The sequence below is a fragment of the Vibrio litoralis DSM 17657 genome, assembly GCF_000426765.1.
Classification (GTDB): Bacteria; Pseudomonadota; Gammaproteobacteria; order Enterobacterales; family Vibrionaceae; genus Vibrio; species Vibrio litoralis.
In genome coordinates this window covers 672,085-693,390 of the sequence record NZ_KE384567.1, presented here as the reverse complement: position 1 = coordinate 693,390, position 21,306 = coordinate 672,085, and the positions used below count along the sequence as shown (strand labels likewise).

The 21,306-nt window shown below is 43.4% G+C and carries 31 protein-coding genes; 23 read left to right on the top strand and 8 right to left on the bottom strand.

Annotated features, from left to right (window positions below):
• The first annotated feature begins 6 nt into the window (after nt 1-6).
• The 16 genes from rplX (at nt 7) to rplQ (ending at nt 8,170) form a co-directional block, all read left to right on the top strand.
• Nucleotides 7-321, top strand: coding sequence for a 50S ribosomal protein L24 (gene rplX / locus K358_RS0116880; protein ID WP_027697921.1), 315 nt, complete (start codon nt 7-9; stop codon nt 319-321).
• Nucleotides 322-335: 14 nt separating this feature from the next.
• Complete coding sequence (gene rplE, locus K358_RS0116875) at nt 336-875, top strand: 50S ribosomal protein L5 (RefSeq protein ID WP_027697920.1); 540 nt, start codon at nt 336-338, stop codon at nt 873-875.
• Nucleotides 876-892: 17 nt separating this feature from the next.
• The gene (rpsN, locus tag K358_RS0116870) at nt 893-1,198 is read left to right on the top strand and encodes a 30S ribosomal protein S14 (protein WP_027697919.1); all 306 of its coding nucleotides are present in this window, start codon (nt 893-895) and stop codon (nt 1,196-1,198) included.
• Between the two features lie 29 nt (nt 1,199-1,227).
• Nucleotides 1,228-1,620, top strand: a complete 393-nt coding sequence (rpsH, locus tag K358_RS0116865; RefSeq protein WP_027697918.1) for a 30S ribosomal protein S8 — start codon at nt 1,228-1,230, stop codon at nt 1,618-1,620.
• Between the two features lie 10 nt (nt 1,621-1,630).
• A complete protein-coding gene (gene rplF, locus K358_RS0116860; protein WP_027697917.1) occupies nt 1,631-2,164 on the top strand; it encodes a 50S ribosomal protein L6 in 534 nt (177 codons plus the stop codon).
• A 9-nt stretch (nt 2,165-2,173) separates the two neighbouring features.
• Nucleotides 2,174-2,527, top strand: a complete 354-nt coding sequence (gene rplR / locus K358_RS0116855) for a 50S ribosomal protein L18 (protein ID WP_027697916.1) — start codon at nt 2,174-2,176, stop codon at nt 2,525-2,527.
• Between the two features lie 14 nt (nt 2,528-2,541).
• Nucleotides 2,542-3,042, top strand: coding sequence for a 30S ribosomal protein S5 (gene rpsE / locus K358_RS0116850; protein WP_027697915.1), 501 nt, complete (start codon nt 2,542-2,544; stop codon nt 3,040-3,042).
• A 6-nt stretch (nt 3,043-3,048) separates the two neighbouring features.
• Nucleotides 3,049-3,225 carry a 50S ribosomal protein L30 gene (gene rpmD / locus K358_RS0116845; protein ID WP_027697914.1) on the top strand — a complete coding sequence of 59 codons (177 nt, stop codon included), beginning with the start codon at nt 3,049-3,051 and terminating at the stop codon, nt 3,223-3,225.
• Between the two features lie 5 nt (nt 3,226-3,230).
• Entirely contained in the window at nt 3,231-3,665 is a 435-nt protein-coding gene (gene rplO / locus K358_RS0116840) for a 50S ribosomal protein L15 (protein ID WP_027697913.1), read from the top strand.
• 20 nt (nt 3,666-3,685) lie between these two features.
• Complete coding sequence (gene secY, locus K358_RS0116835) at nt 3,686-5,020, top strand: preprotein translocase subunit SecY (protein ID WP_027697912.1); 1,335 nt, start codon at nt 3,686-3,688, stop codon at nt 5,018-5,020.
• 41 nt (nt 5,021-5,061) lie between these two features.
• Nucleotides 5,062-5,175, top strand: a complete 114-nt coding sequence (gene rpmJ / locus K358_RS0116830; protein ID WP_000868186.1) for a 50S ribosomal protein L36 — start codon at nt 5,062-5,064, stop codon at nt 5,173-5,175.
• Between the two features lie 147 nt (nt 5,176-5,322).
• The gene (gene rpsM / locus K358_RS0116825; RefSeq protein ID WP_027697911.1) at nt 5,323-5,679 is read left to right on the top strand and encodes a 30S ribosomal protein S13; all 357 of its coding nucleotides are present in this window, start codon (nt 5,323-5,325) and stop codon (nt 5,677-5,679) included.
• A 21-nt stretch (nt 5,680-5,700) separates the two neighbouring features.
• Nucleotides 5,701-6,090 (top strand): 30S ribosomal protein S11, encoded by a 390-nt coding sequence (rpsK, locus tag K358_RS0116820; RefSeq protein WP_027697910.1) that lies wholly within the window; start codon nt 5,701-5,703, stop codon nt 6,088-6,090.
• Between the two features lie 29 nt (nt 6,091-6,119).
• Nucleotides 6,120-6,740, top strand: a complete 621-nt coding sequence (rpsD, locus tag K358_RS0116815; RefSeq protein ID WP_027697909.1) for a 30S ribosomal protein S4 — start codon at nt 6,120-6,122, stop codon at nt 6,738-6,740.
• Nucleotides 6,741-6,764: 24 nt separating this feature from the next.
• The gene (locus K358_RS0116810; RefSeq protein ID WP_017026372.1) at nt 6,765-7,757 is read left to right on the top strand and encodes a DNA-directed RNA polymerase subunit alpha; all 993 of its coding nucleotides are present in this window, start codon (nt 6,765-6,767) and stop codon (nt 7,755-7,757) included.
• 26 nt (nt 7,758-7,783) lie between these two features.
• Nucleotides 7,784-8,170 carry a 50S ribosomal protein L17 gene (gene rplQ, locus K358_RS0116805; RefSeq protein ID WP_027697908.1) on the top strand — a complete coding sequence of 129 codons (387 nt, stop codon included), beginning with the start codon at nt 7,784-7,786 and terminating at the stop codon, nt 8,168-8,170.
• A 102-nt stretch (nt 8,171-8,272) separates the two neighbouring features.
• On the opposite strand, the gene K358_RS0116800 is transcribed toward rplQ, so the two are convergent.
• A complete protein-coding gene (locus tag K358_RS0116800) occupies nt 8,273-8,737 on the bottom strand; it encodes a DUF2780 domain-containing protein (RefSeq protein ID WP_027697907.1) in 465 nt (154 codons plus the stop codon).
• Between the two features lie 108 nt (nt 8,738-8,845).
• Complete coding sequence (gene bamJ / locus K358_RS0116795; protein WP_027697906.1) at nt 8,846-9,466, bottom strand: BamJ family beta-barrel-assembly machinery protein; 621 nt, start codon at nt 9,464-9,466, stop codon at nt 8,846-8,848.
• 175 nt (nt 9,467-9,641) lie between these two features.
• Between bamJ and K358_RS0116790 the strand changes: the two genes are divergently transcribed.
• Complete coding sequence (locus tag K358_RS0116790; protein ID WP_027697905.1) at nt 9,642-10,292, top strand: LysM-like peptidoglycan-binding domain-containing protein; 651 nt, start codon at nt 9,642-9,644, stop codon at nt 10,290-10,292.
• An 11-nt stretch (nt 10,293-10,303) separates the two neighbouring features.
• Here K358_RS0116790 and K358_RS0116785 read toward each other — a convergent pair whose 3' ends face one another.
• Nucleotides 10,304-10,753, bottom strand: coding sequence for a GNAT family N-acetyltransferase (locus tag K358_RS0116785; RefSeq protein WP_027697904.1), 450 nt, complete (start codon nt 10,751-10,753; stop codon nt 10,304-10,306).
• Between the two features lie 237 nt (nt 10,754-10,990).
• Here K358_RS0116785 and cobA point away from each other — a divergent pair, with 237 nt between their 5' ends.
• Genes cobA through cysC form a run of 5 tightly spaced genes read left to right on the top strand, consistent with a single transcriptional unit; the run spans nt 10,991 to nt 16,733 of the window.
• Entirely contained in the window at nt 10,991-11,866 is an 876-nt protein-coding gene (gene cobA / locus K358_RS0116780) for a uroporphyrinogen-III C-methyltransferase (protein WP_038150293.1), read from the top strand.
• Nucleotides 11,867-11,924: 58 nt separating this feature from the next.
• On the top strand, nt 11,925-12,833 hold the full coding sequence (cysD, locus tag K358_RS0116775; RefSeq protein ID WP_027697902.1) for a sulfate adenylyltransferase subunit CysD: 909 nt from the start codon (nt 11,925-11,927) through the stop codon (nt 12,831-12,833).
• 29 nt (nt 12,834-12,862) lie between these two features.
• The gene (gene cysN, locus K358_RS0116770; protein ID WP_027697901.1) at nt 12,863-14,317 is read left to right on the top strand and encodes a sulfate adenylyltransferase subunit CysN; all 1,455 of its coding nucleotides are present in this window, start codon (nt 12,863-12,865) and stop codon (nt 14,315-14,317) included.
• 24 nt (nt 14,318-14,341) lie between these two features.
• Nucleotides 14,342-16,066 carry an SLC13 family permease gene (locus tag K358_RS0116765; protein WP_027697900.1) on the top strand — a complete coding sequence of 575 codons (1,725 nt, stop codon included), beginning with the start codon at nt 14,342-14,344 and terminating at the stop codon, nt 16,064-16,066.
• A gap of 55 nt (nt 16,067-16,121) precedes the next feature.
• Complete coding sequence (gene cysC / locus K358_RS0116760) at nt 16,122-16,733, top strand: adenylyl-sulfate kinase (protein WP_027697899.1); 612 nt, start codon at nt 16,122-16,124, stop codon at nt 16,731-16,733.
• An 89-nt stretch (nt 16,734-16,822) separates the two neighbouring features.
• Here cysC and K358_RS0116755 read toward each other — a convergent pair whose 3' ends face one another.
• The 5 genes from K358_RS0116755 to K358_RS0116735 form a co-directional block, all read right to left on the bottom strand.
• Entirely contained in the window at nt 16,823-17,305 is a 483-nt protein-coding gene (locus K358_RS0116755) for a DUF3299 domain-containing protein (protein ID WP_027697898.1), read from the bottom strand.
• A gap of 68 nt (nt 17,306-17,373) precedes the next feature.
• Nucleotides 17,374-18,633 carry an ABC transporter permease gene (locus K358_RS0116750; RefSeq protein WP_027697897.1) on the bottom strand — a complete coding sequence of 420 codons (1,260 nt, stop codon included), beginning with the start codon at nt 18,631-18,633 and terminating at the stop codon, nt 17,374-17,376.
• Nucleotides 18,633-19,358 (bottom strand): ABC transporter ATP-binding protein, encoded by a 726-nt coding sequence (locus tag K358_RS0116745; RefSeq protein WP_027697896.1) that lies wholly within the window; start codon nt 19,356-19,358, stop codon nt 18,633-18,635. The genes K358_RS0116750 and K358_RS0116745 overlap by 1 nt, the downstream gene beginning before the upstream one ends.
• Nucleotides 19,359-19,449: 91 nt before the next feature.
• Nucleotides 19,450-20,064, bottom strand: a complete 615-nt coding sequence (gene zrgA, locus K358_RS0116740) for a zinc uptake protein ZrgA (protein WP_027697895.1) — start codon at nt 20,062-20,064, stop codon at nt 19,450-19,452.
• A gap of 135 nt (nt 20,065-20,199) precedes the next feature.
• The gene (locus K358_RS0116735; protein ID WP_038150292.1) at nt 20,200-20,754 is read right to left on the bottom strand and encodes a YtfJ family protein; all 555 of its coding nucleotides are present in this window, start codon (nt 20,752-20,754) and stop codon (nt 20,200-20,202) included.
• 312 nt (nt 20,755-21,066) lie between these two features.
• Here K358_RS0116735 and K358_RS0116730 point away from each other — a divergent pair, with 312 nt between their 5' ends.
• Nucleotides 21,067-21,279 (top strand): DUF1107 family protein, encoded by a 213-nt coding sequence (locus K358_RS0116730; protein WP_156888759.1) that lies wholly within the window; start codon nt 21,067-21,069, stop codon nt 21,277-21,279.
• Nucleotides 21,280-21,306: the final 27 nt, after the last annotated feature.

Genomic DNA, 21,306 nt, shown 5'->3' with positions numbered 1-21,306 from the left:
AATAAAATGGCAGCTAAAATCCGTCGTAATGACGAAGTAATCGTTCTTGCTGGTAAAGATAAAGGCAAGCGCGGTAAAGTAACTAAGGTTCTCGAAACTGGTAAAGTTTTCGTTGAAGGTATCAACCTTGTTAAAAAACACCAAAAGCCTCAACCGGCTCTAGGTCAACAAGGTGGCATCGTTGAACAAGAAGCAGCTATTGATGCTTCTAACGTTGCAATCTTTAACGCATCTACTGGTAAAGCGGATCGTATCGGTTTCCGTTTGGAAGAAGGCAAGAAAGTGCGCTTCTTCAAATCAAACGGTGAATTAATTAAGTAATTTGGAGTTCTACTATGGCGAAACTGCATGATTACTACAAGTCGTCTGTAGTCGCTGAACTGACCAAAGAGTTCAGCTACACAAGCGTCATGCAAGTCCCTAGGATTGAGAAAATCACCCTAAATATGGGCGTTGGTGAAGCAATCAACGATAAGAAGCTACTTGAGAATGCTGCAAGTGATATGGCGACCATTTCTGGTCAAAAGCCACTTATCACTAAAGCACGCAAATCTGTTGCTGGTTTCAAAATTCGTGAAGGCTACCCAATTGGTTGTAAAGTAACCTTGCGTGGCGAGCGTATGTGGGATTTCTTTGAGCGTTTGATTTCTATCGCTCTTCCACGAGTACGTGATTTCCGTGGTGTTAGCGCTAAGTCTTTTGACGGACGCGGTAACTACAGCATGGGCGTTCGCGAGCAAATCATCTTCCCGGAAATCGACTACGATAAAGTCGATCGTGTACGCGGTCTTGATATTACTATCACGACGTCTGCAAACACTGATGAGGAAGGCCGAGCTCTGCTGGCTGCCTTTAACTTCCCATTCCGCAAATAAGGTGAAGGGTTACTGTTATGGCTAAACAATCAATGAAAGCACGTGAAACTAAACGTGCAAAGCTTGTAGCACAATACGCTGAAAAGCGTGCTGCGCTTAAAGCAACCATCAGTGATGTTAACGCATCTGAAGAAGATCGTTGGAACGCAGTTCTTAAACTGCAAGCTCTTCCACGTGATTCAAGTGCATCGCGTCAGCGCAACCGTTGCAACCAAACTGGTCGTCCACACGGTTACCTACGTAAATTCGGTCTAAGCCGCATCAAAGTTCGAGAAGCTTGCATGAAAGGCGAGATTCCTGGACTTCGTAAGGCTAGCTGGTAATTGCCACTTAATCATTTGGAGTAAATCATATGAGCATGCAAGATCCGATTTCGGATATGCTGACCCGAATTCGTAACGGTCAGGCAGCAAATAAAGTTGCTGTGAAAATGCCTTCTTCAAAGCTTAAAGTTGCAATTGCTACTTTACTAAAAGCTGAAGGCTACATCGCTGATTTCGCTGTTGAAGGCGAAGCAAAACCAGAGCTAGAAGTTACTCTTAAGTACTTCCAAGCAAAACCAGTAATCGAGCAAATCCAACGTGTTTCACGTCCTGGTCTACGCGTCTACAAGAAAAAAGGCGAGTTACCATCAGTGATGGGCGGTTTGGGTGTTGCTGTTGTTTCCACTTCCAAGGGTCTGATGTCTGACCGTGCTGCTCGCAAAGCAGGTCTTGGCGGTGAAATCATCTGTTACGTAGCTTAAGGAGTAGAATATGTCTCGTGTTGCTAAAGCACCTGTCGCTATTCCAGCTGGCGTAGAGGTGAAACTGAATGGTCAAGAAATTACTGTTAAAGGTGCTAAAGGTGAGTTAACTCGCGTTTTACACAATGCAGTAGTGATCGCTCAGGAAGAAAACAACCTGACTTTCGGTCCACGTGAAGGTGTAGTGAATGCTTGGGCTCAAGCAGGTACTGCGCGTGCACTTGTAAACAACATGGTTGTTGGTGTTACTGAAGGCTTTACGAAGAAGCTAGTTCTTAAGGGTGTAGGTTACCGTGCTGCTATTAAAGGCAACTCTGTAGCTCTAACTCTAGGCTTCTCTCATCCTGTAGAGCATGAATTGCCTTCAGGTGTTAAAGCTGAATGTCCAAGCCAAACTGAAATCGTCTTAACTGCTTGTGATAAGCAATTAGTCGGTCAAGTTGCTGCTGACATTCGTTCTTACCGTGAGCCTGAGCCTTATAAAGGCAAAGGTGTTCGTTACGCAGATGAAAATGTGCGTACTAAAGAAGCTAAGAAGAAGTAAGGTAACACTATGGATAAGAAAGCATCTCGCATCCGTCGTGCTACACGTGCACGTCGTAAGATTGCTGAGCTAGGTGCAAACCGCCTAGTAGTACACCGTACTCCGCGTCATGTGTACGCTCAGGTTATCGCACCAAACGGCTCTGTGGTTATCGCTTCTGCTTCTACTGTAGAAAAGGCGATCCGTGAGCAAGTTAAGAATACTGGTAACGTTGACGCTGCTAAAGCTGTAGGTAAAGCTATTGCTGAGCGCGCTATCGAAAAAGGCATCTCAGATGTGGCTTTCGATCGTTCTGGTTTCCAATACCACGGTCGAGTGGCGGCACTTGCAGATTCTGCACGTGAAGCTGGTCTGAAATTCTAAGGTAGGGTTGGAAGATGGCTAAACAAGAACAACAAGCTTCAGATTTGAATGAAAAGCTAATCGCTGTTAACCGTGTTGCTAAAACGGTTAAAGGTGGTCGAATCTTTAGCTTTACTGCACTAACTGTAGTTGGTGACGGTAATGGTCGCGTTGGTTTCGGTTACGGCAAAGCTCGTGAAGTACCAGCTGCGATTCAAAAAGCAATGGAAAAAGCGCGTCGTAACATGGTTACTATCGCTCTTAACGAAGGCACTCTTCACCACTCGGTGAAAGGTCGCCACACAGGCTCTAAAGTTTACATGCAACCAGCTTCTGAAGGTACAGGTATCATTGCCGGTGGTGCAATGCGTGCAGTACTTGAAGTTGTAGGTGTTCATAACGTACTTGCGAAAGCGTACGGTTCTACGAACCCTATCAACATCGTTCGTGCAACGATCGATGGTTTGAGCGGCATGAAGTCACCAGAAATGGTTGCTGCTAAACGTGGTCTAACTGTTGAATCTATTTCGGAGTAAGAACACATGGCAACTATTAAAGTAACTCAAACTAAAAGCTCAATTGGGCGCCTACCAAAGCACAAAGCTTCTTTGCGTGGACTAGGCCTTCGTAAAATCAACCACACTGTAGAACTTGAAGATACTCCGTGCGTGCGCGGCATGATCAACAAAGTTCACTACATGGTTAAAGTTGGGGAGTAATCAGAATGCGTTTGAATACTCTATCACCGGCTGCGGGTTCTAAACCTTCTAAGAAGCGTTTAGGTCGTGGTATCGGTTCTGGACTAGGTAAAACTGGTGGCCGCGGTCACAAAGGTCAAAAATCACGTTCTGGCGGCTCTGTTCGTCCAGGTTTTGAAGGCGGTCAAATGCCTTTGAAACAACGTCTACCAAAATTCGGTTTCACTTCTCGTAAGAGCCTAGTGACTGCTGAAGTTCGTCTAGCTGAGCTAGCGAAAGTAACGGCTGACGTTATCGATCTTGATAGCTTGAAAGCTGCTAACGTAATCACTAAGAACATCGAGTTTGTTAAAGTTGTTCTTTCTGGTGAAATCAGCAAGCCAGTAACTGTTAAAGGTCTACGTGTGACTAAAGGTGCTGTAGCTGCTATCGAAGCTGCTGGCGGTAAAATCGAAGCTTAATCTTCGAAGGATAGGTACAGATGGCTAAAAAACCAGGACAAGATTTCAGTACTGCTAAACAGGGTACTGGTGAATTAAAATCGCGTTTATTATTCGTAATCCTCGCGCTTTTGGTATTCCGAGCTGGCTCTTTTGTGCCGATTCCTGGTATTGATGCGGCTGTACTTGCCGATTTGTTCGAACAGCAAAAAGGTACCATCATTGAAATGTTTAACATGTTCTCTGGTGGTGCTCTTTCGCGTGCATCTATATTAGCGTTGGGCATCATGCCGTATATTTCGGCCTCGATTGTTGTCCAATTGCTAACTGTAGTTCATCCAGCGTTAGCGGAACTCAAGAAAGAGGGTGAAGCAGGCCGTCGTAAGATAAGCCGATACACACGCTATGGCACGCTTGTACTAGCAACTTTCCAAGCAATTGGTATTGCAACTGGTCTGCCGAATATGGTCCAAAATCTGGTCGTTATCGATCAAACCATGTTCACAATCATTGCTACCATCAGTTTAGTAACCGGCACCATGTTCTTAATGTGGTTAGGTGAACAAATTACTGAGCGCGGAATTGGTAACGGTATCTCGTTGATTATTTTCACGGGTATTGTTGCTGGGTTGCCAGCTGCAATCGGACATACAATTGAGCAAGCGCGTCAAGGTGAATTGAACGTGCTTCTTCTATTGTTAATCGCTGTGGTTGCGTTCGCTGTTATTTATTTCGTTGTTTTCATGGAACGTGGTCAACGTCGTATTGTCGTTAACTATGCGAAGCGTCAACAAGGTCGTAAAGTGTTTGCAGCACAAAGTACGCATTTACCATTGAAGATAAACATGGCGGGTGTAATCCCTGCTATATTTGCTTCAAGTATTATCCTGTTTCCAGGTACTCTAGCTCAATGGCTTGGCCAGAACGGCGAGAGTAAAACATTTGGTTGGTTAACGGACGTGTCTTTGGCACTAAGCCCAGGTCAACCTTTGTATATAATACTTTATGCGACAGCAATTATTTTCTTCTGTTTCTTTTATACAGCGATGGTGTTTAACCCTCGTGAAACAGCAGATAATTTGAAGAAGTCCGGTGCATTCGTACCCGGCATCCGCCCAGGTGAGCAGACAGCAAAATACATAGATAAAGTAATGACTCGTTTAACGCTAGTTGGTGCTTTATATATTACCTTTATTTGTTTAGTCCCACAGTTTATGATGACCGCGTGGAACGTTAAGTTCTATTTCGGTGGTACTTCACTACTTATCGTAGTGGTAGTAATCATGGACTTTATGGCACAGGTACAGACTCATCTGATGTCTCAACAGTATGATTCTGTGTTGAAAAAAGCGAATCTGAAAGGCTATAACCGCTAATAACAGCGTGTATAGTTCAGATTTCATTACGGAGTTTAGCAATGAAAGTTCGTGCTTCCGTTAAAAAAATCTGCCGTAACTGTAAAGTTATCAAGCGCAACGGTGTTGTGCGTGTAATTTGCAGTGAGCCAAAGCATAAACAACGCCAAGGCTAATTAGCAGAAATTTTTACTTGAAATATGAGGGCAGGCCGAGTATATTCCTCGGCCTACCTTTTGCGTGCAAAAGAAGTAGTATGCCGCTGCGTATCCTCGACGGGCTTTGCAGCGGATAATTCTTTATATAAGTACTAGGAGTGAATAGTGGCCCGTATAGCAGGCATTAACATTCCTGATCATAAACACGCTGTTATCGCATTAACTGCGATCTACGGCATCGGTAAAACTCGTTCTCAAGCTATCCTAGCTGAGCTGAGTATTGCTGAAGATGTTAAGATCAGTGAACTAACTGAAGAGCAGATTGATCAACTGCGTGATGGTGTAGCTAAATACACTGTAGAAGGTGATCTACGTCGTGAAGTATCGATGAACATCAAGCGTCTTATGGACCTTGGCTGTTACCGCGGTCTTCGTCATCGTCGCAGTCTACCACTACGTGGACAGCGTACTAAAACCAACGCACGCACTCGTAAGGGTCCGCGCAAGCCGATCAAAAAATAATCGGATAAGGTAGAGAGTACAATGGCAAAACAACCAACACGCACGCGTAAACGCGTTCGCAAGCAAGTAGCAGATGGCGTAGCGCACATCCATGCTTCTTTTAACAACACAATCGTGACCATCACTGACCGTCAAGGTAATGCTCTTTCATGGGCTACTGCAGGTGGTTCAGGTTTCCGTGGTTCTCGTAAATCTACGCCGTTCGCTGCACAGGTTGCTGCTGAACGCGCAGGTGAAATGGCCAAAGAATATGGCCTAAAGAACTTGGAAGTTATGGTTAAGGGCCCTGGTCCTGGTCGTGAGTCTACTATCCGTGCTTTAAACGCATTGGGTTACCGCATCACTAACATCGTTGATGCAACTCCGATCCCTCATAACGGTTGTCGTCCACCTAAGAAACGTCGCGTTTAATTCGTTTCTAGGAATATTGGAGAAAGATCATGGCAAGATATTTGGGCCCTAAGCTGAAGCTTAGTCGTCGTGAAGGTACTGACTTATTCCTTAAGTCAGGTGTCCGCGCGATCGATACCAAGTGTAAAATTGATAACGCACCAGGTGTACACGGCGCTCGTCGCGGTCGTCTATCTGAGTTTGGCGTTCAGCTTCGTGAGAAGCAAAAAGTTCGTCGTATGTACGGCGTTCTAGAAAAACAATTCCGCAACTACTACAAAGAAGCTGCACGCCTTAAAGGCAACACAGGTGAAAACCTGCTTCAACTTCTTGAAGGTCGTTTAGATAATGTCGTATACCGCATGGGTTTCGGTGCTACTCGCGCTGAATCACGTCAGCTAGTTAGCCACAAAGCTATCCTAGTAAACGGCAAAGTAGTTAACGTTCCTTCATTCAAAGTTACGGCTAACGACGTTGTTTCTATCCGTGAAAAAGCTAAACAGCAATCACGTATTAAAGCTGCTCTAGAAGTTGCTGAACAACGCGAAAAACCAACTTGGATTGAAGTAGATGCTAGCAAGATGGAAGGTACTTTCAAACGTATCCCAGAGCGTTCTGATCTATCTGCTGACATCAACGAACACTTGATCGTCGAACTTTACTCTAAGTAAGGTTTAAACAAAAGAGAGGACACAATGCAGGGTTCTGTAACAGAATTTCTTAAGCCACGTCTTGTTGACATCGAACAGATCAGCACGACACATGCAAAAGTAACTCTTGAGCCTTTAGAGCGTGGTTTTGGCCACACTTTAGGTAATGCACTTCGCCGTATTCTTCTATCTTCTATGCCAGGTTGTGCTGTAACAGAAGTTGAGATTGAAGGCGTTCTACACGAGTACAGCACCAAAGAAGGCGTTCAAGAAGATATCCTTGAGATCCTTCTTAACCTTAAAGGTCTTGCTGTGAGCGTTGCCGAAGGCAAAGATGAAGTGTTTATTACACTAAAAAAATCAGGCTCGGGCCCTGTTGTTGCAGGTGACATCATCCATGATGGTGATGTAGAGATCGCTAACCCAGAACACGTTATTTGTCACCTAACGGATGACAAAGCTGAAATCGCTATGCGTATTAAAGTTCAACGTGGTCGTGGTTACGTTCCGTCTTCAGCTCGTATCCATACTGAAGAAGATGAGCGTCCAATCGGTCGTCTACTTGTTGATGCTACATACAGCCCGGTTGATAAAATCGCCTACGCTGTAGAAGCAGCACGTGTAGAACAACGTACTGACTTAGACAAGCTTGTTATCGATATGGAAACAAATGGCACTTTAGAACCTGAGGAAGCTATCCGTCGTGCAGCTACAATTTTAGCTGAGCAACTGGATGCATTCGTAGATCTTCGTGATGTACGTGTTCCAGAAGAGAAAGAAGAGAAGCCGGAGTTCGATCCTATTCTACTGCGTCCTGTAGACGATCTTGAACTAACAGTTCGCTCTGCTAACTGCTTGAAAGCAGAAGCGATTCACTACATCGGTGATCTTGTACAGCGTACTGAGGTTGAGCTTCTTAAAACGCCAAACCTTGGTAAGAAGTCTTTAACAGAGATTAAAGATGTTCTAGCGTCGCGCGGTCTGTCTCTAGGTATGCGCCTAGAAAACTGGCCACCAGCGTCGATTGCTGAAGATTAATTGATATTAGTTAGAAGGATTAGGTCATGCGCCATCGTAAGAGTGGTCGTCAACTCAACCGCAACAGCAGCCATCGTAAAGCGATGTTTAGCAACATGGCTAGCTCTCTAGTTCGTCATGAAGTTATCAAGACAACTTTGCCTAAGGCAAAAGAGCTTCGCCGCGTAGTTGAGCCTTTGATTACACTAGCTAAGACTGACAGCGTTGCTAACCGTCGTCTAGCATTTGCTCGCACTCGTGATAACGAAGTTGTAGCAAAATTATTTAATGAATTAGGTCCACGTTTTTCTGCCCGTCAAGGCGGTTACACTCGTATCCTAAAAGCTGGCTTCCGTACCGGTGATAAAGCGCCAATGGCATACATTGAGCTTGTTGACCGTCCAGAAGCAGCAGCTGAAGAAGCTGCTGAATAAGCAAAGTTAAATGAATAAAAACGCCGAGTATTAATTACTCGGCGTTTTTTTATGTCGAAAATATAGTGTGAACCATTAATGTTTTAATCTATATAAAAGTTGTTATTTCCAAAGGCTAGTTAATGAGCTTAATAGTCCACTACTTGCCCCTTCGTCACCTAAATAATCCAGTACGATTGGTACATATTGTTCTACCATTGAGCTATCTAGGCCTAACTTTTCAAAAGCACTCTTTACAGCAGCCATGCTATCTAATGTGTTACCCGCTGATTTAGCTCCGTCTAACATACCACTAAGGTTGGAAGACAATCCTGAGAACTCTTCTCCAGCGCTACCAGATAATTCATTTGAAGCCATCGCTAATAGCGCTCCCGCGCCACCGGCAGCTTGCTCGGTAGACACCCCTAATTGATCTTTTAGTGAATTGACTAATTCAGTGCTGCTTTGCGCTTGAGAAGCAAGTTTAGTCACTGCGTCGGTGTTTTCTTCTCCTAGTCCAAATAATGCATAGCTTGGTGATGAGATGACAAGGCTGGCGGAGATGAGGATGAGGGCGAATTTTTTCATAACAGAATTCCATTTATCTTGAATTAGAATCTAGTTATAGCTGTTTTTTATGAATAAAAAAAGCAGCGTTCGCTGCTTTTATATAAATTAACAATCTAAAAACAATTGTTATAAGATAGCAAGAAGCTCAACTTCAAATACTAGGGCTGCAAAAGGAGGGATTGCTGCACCTGCGCCACGCTCACCGTAAGCAAGATCTTGTGGGATATACAGTTTCCATTTTGAACCAACAGGCATAAGCTGTAGTGCTTCAACCCAACCAGCGATAACGCCAGTTACTGGGAATTCAGCAGGTTGGCCGCGAGATACCGAGCTATCAAATACAGTACCGTCAGTTAATTGGCCGTGGTAGTGTACGCGTACTTGCTTGTCTGATGTTGGGATTTCACCAGTACCTTCAGTGATCACTTCGTATTGAAGGCCTGATTCTAAAATCGTTACTTCAGGACGTAAAGCATTGTCTTTTAAGAATACTTCGCCATCTTCAGCAGCTGCTTTTGCTGCTTCTGCACGTACTGTTTCAGCGCGAGTATGAAGCTCACGAAGTGCATTGTTAATGTCATCAACTTCGATTTCAGGCATGTCACCTGTTAATGATGTTGCGATACCTTTAGCGATAGCGGCAACATTTAGGCCTTCTAGGCCACTTCCTGCAAGTTGTTGACCCATTTGAAGACCAATACCGTAACTTGCTTTTTGTTCAATAGTTTCTAGTTTAACGTCAGACATGCGAATCTCTTGTTTGCTTAAATGAAGCACTAAGAATATCAGTTCTGATTCATAGATGAAACTTTGTTAGCAATACAAGATTAACAGTTACAGCTATAGAAAATTTTGTAATATACTGACAAAACGATTAGTTTATTGAATATCCTTGACGCAAATAATATTAGGATGATGCAACGTGAACCAACGTAAAAAAAATAACCAAAGCCGTACACAAGTTATAAAGGATAAATTTATCCAATCAGATCTTGTGATTAGAGTTATTGATGCTTGGCATTCTTTGCCTAAACTGCATCAGCGTATTCTGATGGTGCTTATTCCACTCGTCATTGTCTTACTGTTACTTCCTAGTGAAAAATCACCAGAATTTAAAGATCAAGAGGTTAGCGTTAAGACTAATAAGCCGTCACGTATGACGGTTCCTTTGGTTATTAACGGTGAAGAAACGGCAGCAACCAAACCTAAGCCTAAAGTTGAAAAAAGTGAAAAGCGTGTACAGTTAAGTGGGCCTGAAGCGGATGCAGAAGATAAACCCGAGCGTAAGGTGAGCAATAATGCTGGGCCTGAACCTTGGAATGACTATACAGTACAGAAAGGCGATACCCTTTCGCAGATCTTCCGCAACAATGATTTGCCACTATCTGATTTGAATCAGCTGGTTGAAATTCAAGGTAAGGATAAACCGTTGAGTCAAATTCAATATGGTCAATTGGTACGGTTTAAACTCACCAATCGTGGCGATCTTGATATTCTTCGAATAGAAAAAGAAGATGGCCCGGTGATGTTTTTCCGCTTATCCAGCGGAGGCTTTGCACGTAGTACGGAATAATCCCAGTATTACTACGCACTTCTTGTCATATCAATATGAGGAATATCATCTTCTAGATATTCCTCTGAAACCTTCTTGAATCCATGTTTAGCATAATAGTGCTCAAGATGAGATTGTGCGCCAATGGTAATGTCAGCATCTCCCCATAATTGAACACTATACTCAATCGCAGTTTGAATCAGTTGATGTCCTAAGCCGTTACCGCGGTGATTTATATCAGTGGCTACTCTTCCAATACTGGCATTATCAAAGCTTATGCCTTGTTTAAGAAGACGAGCGCAAGCAATTAATTGATTGTCTTGGTAGCCTAACAGTTGATAAACCCCTTCAAGTTGATCTTTGCCATCGAGCTCTGGATAAGGGCATGTTTGCTCAACCACAAACACATCTACACGCAGTTTTAGTAATTGGTAGAGTTCGTGAGTGGTAAGTTGGTCGAAAGATTTACAAATCCATTGCATAAAAACACTTCTCTTTGGCTTAGTCGATCAGTAAGACAAACTAAGATAATCGACTCAAGCGTCCAGTCAAGCTATATCCCACCTATATTTGTCGTCTATTTGTTTTCATTTATAACTGTCTTTTATATTCCCTTAGCAGTTATTCGAATAAAAAATGAAATTTTAGCATTTCAGGTAATAACGTCTGATCGTCATAATGATTGCCTAATAAGCATTCAGTCGAGAAGAGCTAGTAGTATGGATACGATTACTTTATTCCCAAATAGGAAGGGAAGCAGCGCAGCAGCAAATCAAGCTAGCCAAACAAAGAGCTTGCTGAATTTTAGTCAAAGTCAATTGAAGCCAGGTCAAGTTGCGCTGATTGGTGCGGGACCTGGTGATGCTGAACTTTTAACCTTGAAAGCTTTGTCTTACTTACAACAAGCGGATGTGGTGCTGTATGACTACTTGGTCTCCGATGAGATTATGGCGCTTATTCCTAGTGATACCATTTTAGTTTGCGTCGGTAAAAAAGCGGGACATCACAGTGTGCCTCAGCATAAAACCAATCAGCTATTAGTCGACTTTGCTCAGCAAGGCTACAAGGTCGCCCGCATTAAGGGTGGCGATCCATTCATGTTTGGTCGTGGCGGTGAAGAGCTGGAAGTGCTCGCCGATGCAGGTATTGGTTTTGAAGTTATTCCTGGCATTACCGCGGCGGCAGGTGCGACTGCTTATGCCGGGATCCCGCTGACACATCGTGACTACGCCCAATCCGCCATGTTTATCACTGGCCATTTAAAATCTGAAGATGATCAGATGGAGTGGTCGACACTTGCTCGTGGCCATCAAACTCTCGTGATCTACATGGGCTTGATGAAGTCTTCTTATATCCAGCAGCAATTGATTGAACATGGTCGAGCAACCAATACCCCAATTGCCATCATTGAACGCGGAACGCAAGCCAAACAAAAAGTGCTTATTGGAACATTATCCGAGTTAGCGAGCCTCGCCGAGTATGCTCAGTCACCGTCTTTAATTGTGATTGGTGAAGTGGTGAATCTGTCATCAAAGCTTTCTTGGTTTGGCTCTCATGCTCAACAACAAAATTCAACTCAGCCGATCGCGATTTAGCTCTAGTTAGGAGCCGCATCGTTGAATATTAAACGCATTTAGCGCAAGGACATGAATCATGGAACAAGAACGTTTAACCCATTTACAGCAACTTGAGGCGGAGAGTATTCATATTATCCGTGAAGTGGCTGCCGAGTTTGATAACCCGGTAATGATGTATTCAATCGGTAAAGACTCAGCGGTTATGCTGCATCTGGCACGTAAAGCTTTTTATCCAGGGAAGATCCCATTCCCACTTTTGCATGTGGATACCGATTGGAAATTCAAAGAAATGATTGAATTTCGTGATCGCACCGCGAAGAAATATGGCTTTGATTTATTGGTGCACAAAAATCCTGAAGGACTAGCGATGGGGTGTAATCCCTTCGTTCATGGCTCATCGAAACATACCGATATCATGAAAACCCAAGGCTTGAAGCAAGCATTAAACAAATATGGTTTTGATGCAGCATTTGGTGGCGCTCGCCGTGATGAAGAAAAATCTCGTGCTAAAGAGCGTGTCTACTCATTCCGTGATAAGCACCATACTTGGGACCCGAAAAACCAGCGCCCAGAGCTTTGGCATACTTATAACGGCCAGGTGAATAAAGGCGAAAGTATTCGTGTATTCCCACTTTCAAACTGGACCGAATTGGATATTTGGCAATACATCTACCTAGAAAATATTGAGATTGTTCCTCTGTACCTTTCAGCTGTAAGACCTGTAGTTAATCGTGACGGCATGCTGATCATGGTTGATGATGAGCGTTTTCAATTCGAAGAAGGTGAGAAGGTTGAGCATAAGAGTGTACGTTTCCGTACTTTAGGTTGTTACCCATTAACTGGCGCAATCGAATCGGAGGCAGCGACTTTGCCAGAGATCATTCAAGAAATGTTGGTGGCGACATCCAGTGAACGTCAGGGCCGCGCGATCGACCATGATCAGTCAGGATCGATGGAATTGAAAAAACGCCAAGGCTACTTCTAAGCCCGTTAAGTTATCAAAAGGATTTTATTATGAACGCAGTTGTTGAAGCCGAACTGGCTGAATTGGGCATCGAAGGTTACCTCACCCAGCATCAATATAAATCATTGATGCGTTTTTTAACCTGTGGCTCTGTTGATGATGGCAAAAGTACCTTAATCGGTCGCCTGCTCCACGATTCAAAGCAGATTTATGAAGATCAATTAGCCGCAGTGAATAGTGATAGCCAACGTGTGGGTACTACTGGTGAGCGACCTGACTTAGCATTACTAGTCGATGGGTTACAAGCCGAGCGTGAACAAGGTATTACCATCGATGTCGCGTATCGTTATTTCTCAACCAAGAAACGTAAATTCATCATTGCCGATACTCCGGGCCATGAGCAATACACCCGTAATATGGCAACCGGTGCTTCGACTTGTGATGTTGCCGTGATTTTGATTGATGCCCGTAAAGGGGTATTAGATCAAACTCGTCGTCATTCATTTATTTCCAGTTTATTAGGAATTCGCCACTTTGTAGTTGCGGTTAATAAAATGGATTTGGTGGAATACTCTGAGCAACGTTTTAACGATATCCGTGAAGAATATTTAGAGTTCTCGAAGAACCTAAATCCAGATATCAACATTCAACTGATCCCGATTTCCGCATTGGAAGGCGATAACGTTGTCGATCAGACTCAGAACCTCGCTTGGTATCAAGGTCAGCCATTACTGAAAATCTTAGAAGATATCGATTTAAGCCAAGAACATACTCAAGGTGAGTTCCGCTTACCGGTGCAATATGTTAATCGGCCTAATCTCGATTTTCGTGGTTTTGCTGGCACGATTGCCAATGGCACGATTGCTGTTGGTGATAGTGTGACTGCTCTGCCTTCTGGTAAAAGTTCTAAAGTTGCTCGCATTGTTACCTTTGATGGTGATTTAGACTCTGCTCGAGCAGGCCAAGCGATAACCGTTACGTTAGAAGATGAAATTGATATTAGCCGTGGTGACTTATTAGTTCCAACCGGCGCGACCATCAAAGCTACTAATCAGTTTTTAGCCGATGTGGTATGGATGACCGATCAGCCTTTCGCTGCGGGTCGTCAATACGACATTAAAGTGGCTGGTAAACAAACGGTAGGGCAATTGGAGTCGATTAAGCATCAATACGATATCAATAAGTTAGAAGCGTTTGATGCGACGGAATTGCCGTTGAATGGTATTGGTTTATGCGAAATATCATTAACTGAAACTGTCGCGTTAGATAAATATACTGAGTGCGCGGATACCGGTGGTTTTATCATTATCGATCGCTTAACCAACGTTACTGTTGGTGCTGGTATGGTGCGTGAGCGTTTAACCGAACAGCAAGCAACTGCTCCTGCTTCATCAAGCTTTGAAGTTGAACTCAATGCGCTGATCCGCAAGCATTTCCCGCATTGGGGAGCGAAAGATATTAGCCAGCTTTTTGATTCGTCTTCTCTTAACACTCAAAAGAAGTAAGGCAAGGTGATGGTGGAGTTTGCCATGTGGGATAAATGGTTGGTATTACTGCTGTTGATCGCCATTATTGGTAGTTTAATCTTCACCAAGATTAAGCCGAGCTTTATTTTCGCTACCGCCGCGTTAGTCGCATTTATGACTGGCGCGGTGGATCTTGACGGCATCGCAAAGAACTTTACTAACTCATCATTATTGACGTTAGTACTGTTGATCTTAGCTTCATGTGCCTTAGAGAAAACCCGCTTGATCAGTTGGATCAGTCGCCATATTTCATCAGGTCGATTGGGTAGTGTAGTCGCCAAGCTTGGTTTTTCGACTGCTTTTCTTTCTTCTTTTACCAATAATACCGCGGTCGTGGTGGCCTTGATTGGTGCGATTAAGCGTAATAACTCTCATGCCCCATCGCGGTTATTAATTCCGTTATCTTACGCTGCAATTCTTGGTGGTACTTTAACCTTAATTGGCACTTCGACGAATTTAATTATTAATAGCTTTGTCGTAGATGCTGGATTGCCGAGCCTTGGCTTTTTTGCTCCAACCTGTATTGGTTTAGCGATTTTAGTGATTGGCGTTTTAGTACTGATTCCACTGAGTTATTTACTGCCACATAGCGATTCGAATGAGCAAGATGATCTCCCTTACTTTTTAGAAGCGCGAGTGGAAGCAGGCTCGCCTTTAATTGGTAAAAGTATTGCGCAAAATCACTTGAGAGCGTTACGTAAGTTATTTTTAGCTGAAGTGATCCGCGATGGGGTGACTATCGCATCGGTGACGCCAGATCTAGTATTACTTGAAAATGATCGTCTGTTGTTTTGTGGTGATGTTGAAAGTGTTGCCACATTACAAGAGATCCCCGGCATTACCTTATTTGGCCAGCATCACCTGAACGGACAAAGCTTCATTGAGGTAGTGGTGAGCCAGTCGGCTTCAATTTGTAATAAGACTTTAAAGTCGAGCCAATTCCGTGATCGTTTTGATGCAGTAGTCGTGGCGATTCGTCGCGGGCACGAGCGTTTAGAAGGTGGCTTAGGCAATGTAAAACTGGCCGCTGGCGATACTTTAGTATTGGTTCCAGGCAAAGGCTTTCATTCTGCGCGTCAAGATCATGGCAAAGAGTTTGTGTTGATCAACGATCTTGATTCGAGTGCCAAGCTAGATCGAGCTAAATCCGCGATTGCTTTATTCGGTTTTGCCGCGGTTATAGGGTTATCACTGGTAGGCGCGATTCCGATTATCAAAGGATTAGCTGGCTATATTGTAGTGATGTTAGTGCTCGGGGCGGTGGGCATTAGTGAACTCAGACGTCGTTTCCCTATCGATATAGTGGTGATCGTGGGATCTGCTTTGTGTTTGGCGCAGCTCATGATGTCTTCAGGCTTATCTAAACAAATGGGGGACTTGTTCATTTATTTGTTTAATGGTGGTGGGCCAATGGGCGCAGTGATTGCCACCTATTTACTTACGCTTATTTTAACCGAGTTGATTACTAATAATGCCGCGGCCGCTTTAGCTTTTCCGATTGGTTATAGCATGGCGATAGGTTATGGCGTCGATCCAATGCCGTTTATTATGGCGGTATTGTTTGGGGCGAGCGCCAGCTTTATTTCGCCTTATGGTTATCAAACCAACCTGCTGGTTTACAGTGTTGGTAATTATCATATTAACGATTTTATTAAGATAGGAGTGCCAATCTCGATTGTTTATTCGATCGTGACATTGACGCTAATCCCTTATTTCTTCCCTTTTTAACGCGGACTCTTCGATATGAATCGTAAGGGTTGGCTAAGTAACATGGAATCTATTAATGACTGTTTTGAATAAAGATGAAAATGTCATTTGGCACCAGCATCAGGTGACCAAGCAAACACGCTCTGAATTAAAAAAGCAAAAGCCAGTAGTGCTTTGGTTTACCGGCTTATCGGGTGCGGGAAAATCGACGGTCGCAGGGGCATTAGAGTCTCAATTGGCTAGTTTGGGGTATCACACCTATTTGCTGGATGGCGATAATGTGCGTCATGGCTTATGCAGTGATTTAGGCTTTTCCTCTCAAGATCGCCGAGAAAATATTCGTCGTATTGGTGAGTTGGCTAAACTAATGGCTGATGCTGGTTTGATTGTACTCTCGGCGTTTATTTCTCCACATCGCGCTGAACGCCAAATGGTGCGTGATTTACTGCCCGATGGTGAGTTTATCGAAGTGTTCGTTAATGCGCCTTTAGAAGTGTGTGAAAAGCGCGATCCGAAAGGTTTATACAAGAAAGCGAGAGCTGGTGAGATCCCAAATTTCACGGGTATTGATTCTGAGTATCAAGCCCCACAACATCCTGAAATTGATTTGCCAGCAGGCGATAAATCATTGGATGAGCTGGTGGAGGTTTGTCTACATCAGTTACGAGATAGAGCGATAATTGCTTAACCTAGTTAACCGATAATAGAAGCAAAAAGGGAGCCGTTGAGCTCCCTTTTCGTTATTTACTTAGTTATTTGATTCGTTATTTGGGCTGGCTACATATCGTCATATTCTTCGATGGCATCACCTTGTAAGGTATATCCCGTTTGAGCCAGTTCATGATCCAGTACTTGAGTTTCTAACTTCCCAATTACGTATACCACATCCCATAGTTGTTGAACCGGCGCACCTTTTGGAAATTTGACATAAATAATCTGATTAGGTGGCGGTGGCGGCACATGGATACAAGCTCCAAAATATGGCACCAGTAAAAACTCGGTGATGGTATTCTCATCGCCCTCTAGCGGAATAACAAAGCCGGGAATTTTGACATAACTGTTATTGAGTTCAGGACGAGTATTACCAATTGGATTTTGTTTTGCCTTACCGCCAGTATGATTGCCGGGAGCAGGCATGCCGAGTTTATCAAAGTTCTTTTGCTCATCGACTGGAACTAAGTCTATCCAGTCAAGTTTTAATGGCTCTTGTTTTTGTTCTGCATGAGCTGCGAGAGGCACGCAAAGGCACACCAACAGCATATTTAGCCATAAGAATCTATTGACGAGATGGTTTGATTGAAAAGGTTGAATGGCGATAGTTTGCATCTTTATACCTTTATGGTCATGCCATCAGCGACAGAATGACGATATGCCTTAAGTGATGGGAATAGTCCGATCACGACTCCTGAAATTTGTACCAGTAGTAGTAACATAAGGTCATGTTGGGATAAAGCGGTTAACGCAATTTTGACGCCATATTGATGTTCTATGATTGGCGCACAAGCGGCTAACACAAGGTAGAGTATTCCAGTGCCAACCGTGATACCAAGTAAGGTTAATAAACTCGCTTCACTCATCAATAAAAAGAAGATGTGTTTAGGTTGTGCCCCCATGGCCCGCAAAATTGCCATCTCGCGGCGACGTTCTTGTAGTCCGGTAAGTAAACTCGTCAACATACCTAGTAGCCCAGCAATGACCACAAAACCTGAGATGACCATTAAGGCTTGTTCTGCTACTGACATCATTCCCCACAATTCACTTAATGCAATACCGGGTAAAATGGCACTCAAAGGTTCTTTGTTGTAATTGTTGATTTGCCTTTGCAGCATAAAGGTTTGGATTTTAGAGTTCAGACCCAGCATAAACGCGGTGATTTCTTTGGGCTCAAATTGTTGGTTCTCTAATACTTGTTTATCAGGAGTGTGTCCTAGGTGTGCACCGGATTCCCAGCCAACATGAATCGCTTCAATTGCACCTAATGAAACATGCACAGTTTTATCAACGGGCGTACCGGTTGGCGCTAAAATACCCGTAATGGTGAAGGGTAAGTTTTTGTGGCGAGTAAAAGACTTATCACTGATGCCATGAGCAATAATGATCTCATCACCAATTTGGTAGTTGAGTTTCTTAGCTACATCCGAGCCAATCACGGTTTCAAATAAGCTATGAAACGCTTTCCCTTGAGAGAAAGTAAGTGGTTGCTTACTTCCGTAGCGATAGAATGTAAAGTAGTCCTGATTAGTGCCCATGACACGGAAGCCACGGTGTGAATCTCCCAGAGAAATCGGAATGGCCCACTTAACTTGTGGTAGAGCTGCGATATCTTGATAGCTCTGCCAGCCAATATTATTGGTGGCATTACCAATGCGAAATACCGAATAAAGCAATAAATTCACTTCACCCGAGCGCGCGCCAACGATGAGATCGGTACTTGAAATGGTGTTAGCAAAACTGCTTTTCGCTTGGGTACGGATTTGTTCGACACCCAGTAATAGCACCACTGAAATCGCCACGGTAATGATGGTTAGTATGGCGGTGGTTTTTCGGTTGAGTAAGCTCTTCCAAGCAAGAGAGATAATCGCACTCATTAGTTTGCCTCTTGTTGTGGGTTCACTAGGCTGATTTGGTTAATGGCTGGTAGGTCAACATAGACCTCAAAGTAACGACGCAAACTAGAATCATGGCTGACAAAAATTACCGTGGCACCTGATTGATTGGCTTCTTCAATTAAGAGCTCAATAAAAGCTTGGCGATTATCTTGATCTAGGGCTGAAGTGGGCTCATCGGCAATAATGATTTCGGGTTGACCGATTAATGCTCGGGCGGCGGCGACTCGTTGTTGTTGACCAATACTCAGTTCGTTGATCGGTTGCTCAAAACACGATGTAGGCAAATGTAATCGAGTAAGTAGTTGCTTTGCTTGTTGCTCTAGAGAGGCACTTTGTTGCTCAGCTTTGGCTTTACGATCGCGAGAAAACCGGCAAGGCAGCAAGACATTTTCTAGCACCGATAAGTAAGGCAGTAGATTAAATTGCTGAAAGATATAGCCAATATGACGAGCGCGAAATTTGTCTCGCTCTGCTTGCGATAACAGGTTGAGTTGCTTATCGAGAATACGAACTTGACCTGATTGCGGCGTCATTATTCCGGTTAATAAGCTTAACAAGGTCGATTTTCCACAACCGCTGGGCCCTTGAATAAACACATGTTGCTGAGATTTAATCGCCAGCTGTTCTATCACTAGGGTAGGTGTGGATTGTTTCGGCCAAGTAAAGCTGACCTGTTTAAGTTCTATCGCAAGAGGCATCGTCATCTTGGTCTCTTTTCAGCTTGTTTTTTGAGCCAATAACGACGCGATTAATCCTGAGACTAATCGCGCAACGTTAATTTTTTGAGTCACTATTTTACCATGTAATGGTTTGTTGTGGTTGCTTGAGTTCAATGTGTTTTTGAGCGCTGTCAGTTAATAGATTAACTTCAATGGTTTGGCTTGCTGGGAAGTGACTAAACCATTGAGTCTCTATTTTAGATAATTGAGAAATATTTTTACATTGATACTGGTATTGCATGGTGAAGGTGCCATGCTTTTGGTCGTGGTCGTGGTCGTGGTCGTGGTCGTGGTCGTGGTCGTGGTCGTGGTCGTGGTCGTGGTCGTGGTGATCATGATCGTGTTCATCTTGACCTATGTTGTCTTTGACTAAGAAATCAACTGGCTGGCAATTAGCCGCAGCAGCTAAAGTGAATAACTGGTTAGGTTGTTTAAGTAAGTCGACCGCTTGTTGATAGGCTTGTTTTTCTGCTTGGCTGATTGGTGCATGCTCAAAGCCTAAAATATCTTGCCCTGGAGATTCAACTTCGATTAGAAAGTCATTGCCATCTTGCACCATGTTAACAGTAACCATACCGTGAACATGCGCTTGGTGTTGGCTAAATTCATGTTGCGGCTCTGCGATCGCGAGACTCGATAGACCGAATAGACTGACTGATAAAATCGAAGGGATAAAAATGTTTTTGTGCATTGTGGGCTCTCACTGAATGAATATAGGGTGTGAGAGTAAGCATTATGGCTTGAATTCTCACCAGACGTGTAACTGTTATACTATAACAATTAAGTGCCTGGCAAGAGAATGTTATATTATTACATTATGTATTAATCACAGGTTTTGTTTGATCAGTTGTAGAACCTGATTGATTTGTTGTTCTGTTAACTCGCCATCTTGGTTGAAAAGAACTCGACCGGTTTTGTCTTGGACTATGATGGTTGAAGATTTAGGCGTTAGTTGCCATTGCTTTGCCGCTACCCCTTCTTGATCTAATACCATTGAAGACCAAGGAAAGTCTTTCTTACCATCTTCCGCTGATGATTTTACAAATGAGCTAGTACCCCAAATCGCATCATCTTGGTTCACAATAGTGGTGGTTTGGTATTTATCTTCCGGGAATTTTGCGTGGGTAATAGCTTCCATTAGAGGAGCATTCATGGCTTTCGCTCCACTTCTGCCTGCAATTGCTTGAATCACACGAACTTTGCCGAGCAGTAACTCTGTATTCCAAGGTAAGTAATTGACATCATCATTTTGCATGAAAACCTCGCCACCTTTTTCTACTGTTACTGCAGGTACGCTGCGACCAATTTGAATGTTATTTGCACTTGCAGTGAGTGACACCATGCTTAAAAGAAAGAGGGCAATGGATAGTTTTCTTATCATAGTTGTCTACCTAGTTAGATACGGAAAGTGAGAAAGTCCTCATATAATAGCGCATAAATAGATTTGAAAAGTGTGAAATGTTGCCTAGTTCTAATTTTGCATAACTATTTTTGACTATAAACAGAGCTGGAGGATTTGCGTTTGCGCTTTGTCACGAATTTGCAGCAATTTTACTGTATCAATGTGGCTCAATTAAGTTTTAGCCACTATATATGTATTAAAGCATTATCGAAATATGCGTAGAAGGCTCTTTAAAATGCTCTTAAGGCCTGTTAGAGCGTTATCGCAAATAACAATAATCTGGATAGACTAATGAACATGCAGCCAATTTTTAATCGTTATCGCCCACTTCAAATTGCTCGTTTTGTAAAAGTTGTATTTAAAGGGCACTTTGGAATCAAAGGGGTTGGGGAATTTTATTTCGACCAAGGTAAAGTACTATTGCCAGATGTGTCGAATAAGAAACAGCTGAAGATTATGAAAGAGGTCAACTTGGCTATTCATCAATTATCGATGGAATCTTGAGCGGGGATATAAGAAAACAGGCTTAGA

Coding starts and splice junctions, on each gene's coding strand:
- rpmD (WP_027697914.1), top strand. CDS start 3,049: ATGGCAACTATTAAAGTAACTCAAACTAAAAGCTCAATTGGGCGCCTA.
- rpsK (WP_027697910.1), top strand. CDS start 5,701: ATGGCAAAACAACCAACACGCACGCGTAAACGCGTTCGCAAGCAAGTA.
- rpsH (WP_027697918.1), top strand. CDS start 1,228: ATGAGCATGCAAGATCCGATTTCGGATATGCTGACCCGAATTCGTAAC.
- K358_RS0116810 (WP_017026372.1), top strand. CDS start 6,765: ATGCAGGGTTCTGTAACAGAATTTCTTAAGCCACGTCTTGTTGACATC.
- zrgA (WP_027697895.1), bottom strand. CDS start 20,064: ATGCACAAAAACATTTTTATCCCTTCGATTTTATCAGTCAGTCTATTC.
- secY (WP_027697912.1), top strand. CDS start 3,686: ATGGCTAAAAAACCAGGACAAGATTTCAGTACTGCTAAACAGGGTACT.
- rplF (WP_027697917.1), top strand. CDS start 1,631: ATGTCTCGTGTTGCTAAAGCACCTGTCGCTATTCCAGCTGGCGTAGAG.
- rplE (WP_027697920.1), top strand. CDS start 336: ATGGCGAAACTGCATGATTACTACAAGTCGTCTGTAGTCGCTGAACTG.
- cobA (WP_038150293.1), top strand. CDS start 10,991: ATGGATACGATTACTTTATTCCCAAATAGGAAGGGAAGCAGCGCAGCA.
- rplR (WP_027697916.1), top strand. CDS start 2,174: ATGGATAAGAAAGCATCTCGCATCCGTCGTGCTACACGTGCACGTCGT.
- K358_RS0116730 (WP_156888759.1), top strand. CDS start 21,067: ATGAACATGCAGCCAATTTTTAATCGTTATCGCCCACTTCAAATTGCT.
- K358_RS0116745 (WP_027697896.1), bottom strand. CDS start 19,358: ATGACGATGCCTCTTGCGATAGAACTTAAACAGGTCAGCTTTACTTGG.
- rplO (WP_027697913.1), top strand. CDS start 3,231: ATGCGTTTGAATACTCTATCACCGGCTGCGGGTTCTAAACCTTCTAAG.
- K358_RS0116735 (WP_038150292.1), bottom strand. CDS start 20,754: ATGATAAGAAAACTATCCATTGCCCTCTTTCTTTTAAGCATGGTGTCA.
- rpsN (WP_027697919.1), top strand. CDS start 893: ATGGCTAAACAATCAATGAAAGCACGTGAAACTAAACGTGCAAAGCTT.
- K358_RS0116755 (WP_027697898.1), bottom strand. CDS start 17,305: ATGCTGTTGGTGTGCCTTTGCGTGCCTCTCGCAGCTCATGCAGAACAA.
- cysC (WP_027697899.1), top strand. CDS start 16,122: ATGACTGTTTTGAATAAAGATGAAAATGTCATTTGGCACCAGCATCAG.
- K358_RS0116800 (WP_027697907.1), bottom strand. CDS start 8,737: ATGAAAAAATTCGCCCTCATCCTCATCTCCGCCAGCCTTGTCATCTCA.
- rplX (WP_027697921.1), top strand. CDS start 7: ATGGCAGCTAAAATCCGTCGTAATGACGAAGTAATCGTTCTTGCTGGT.
- K358_RS0116765 (WP_027697900.1), top strand. CDS start 14,342: ATGTGGGATAAATGGTTGGTATTACTGCTGTTGATCGCCATTATTGGT.
- cysN (WP_027697901.1), top strand. CDS start 12,863: ATGAACGCAGTTGTTGAAGCCGAACTGGCTGAATTGGGCATCGAAGGT.
- rplQ (WP_027697908.1), top strand. CDS start 7,784: ATGCGCCATCGTAAGAGTGGTCGTCAACTCAACCGCAACAGCAGCCAT.
- rpsD (WP_027697909.1), top strand. CDS start 6,120: ATGGCAAGATATTTGGGCCCTAAGCTGAAGCTTAGTCGTCGTGAAGGT.
- K358_RS0116750 (WP_027697897.1), bottom strand. CDS start 18,633: ATGAGTGCGATTATCTCTCTTGCTTGGAAGAGCTTACTCAACCGAAAA.
- K358_RS0116785 (WP_027697904.1), bottom strand. CDS start 10,753: ATGCAATGGATTTGTAAATCTTTCGACCAACTTACCACTCACGAACTC.
- rpsE (WP_027697915.1), top strand. CDS start 2,542: ATGGCTAAACAAGAACAACAAGCTTCAGATTTGAATGAAAAGCTAATC.
- bamJ (WP_027697906.1), bottom strand. CDS start 9,466: ATGTCTGACGTTAAACTAGAAACTATTGAACAAAAAGCAAGTTACGGT.
- cysD (WP_027697902.1), top strand. CDS start 11,925: ATGGAACAAGAACGTTTAACCCATTTACAGCAACTTGAGGCGGAGAGT.
- rpmJ (WP_000868186.1), top strand. CDS start 5,062: ATGAAAGTTCGTGCTTCCGTTAAAAAAATCTGCCGTAACTGTAAAGTT.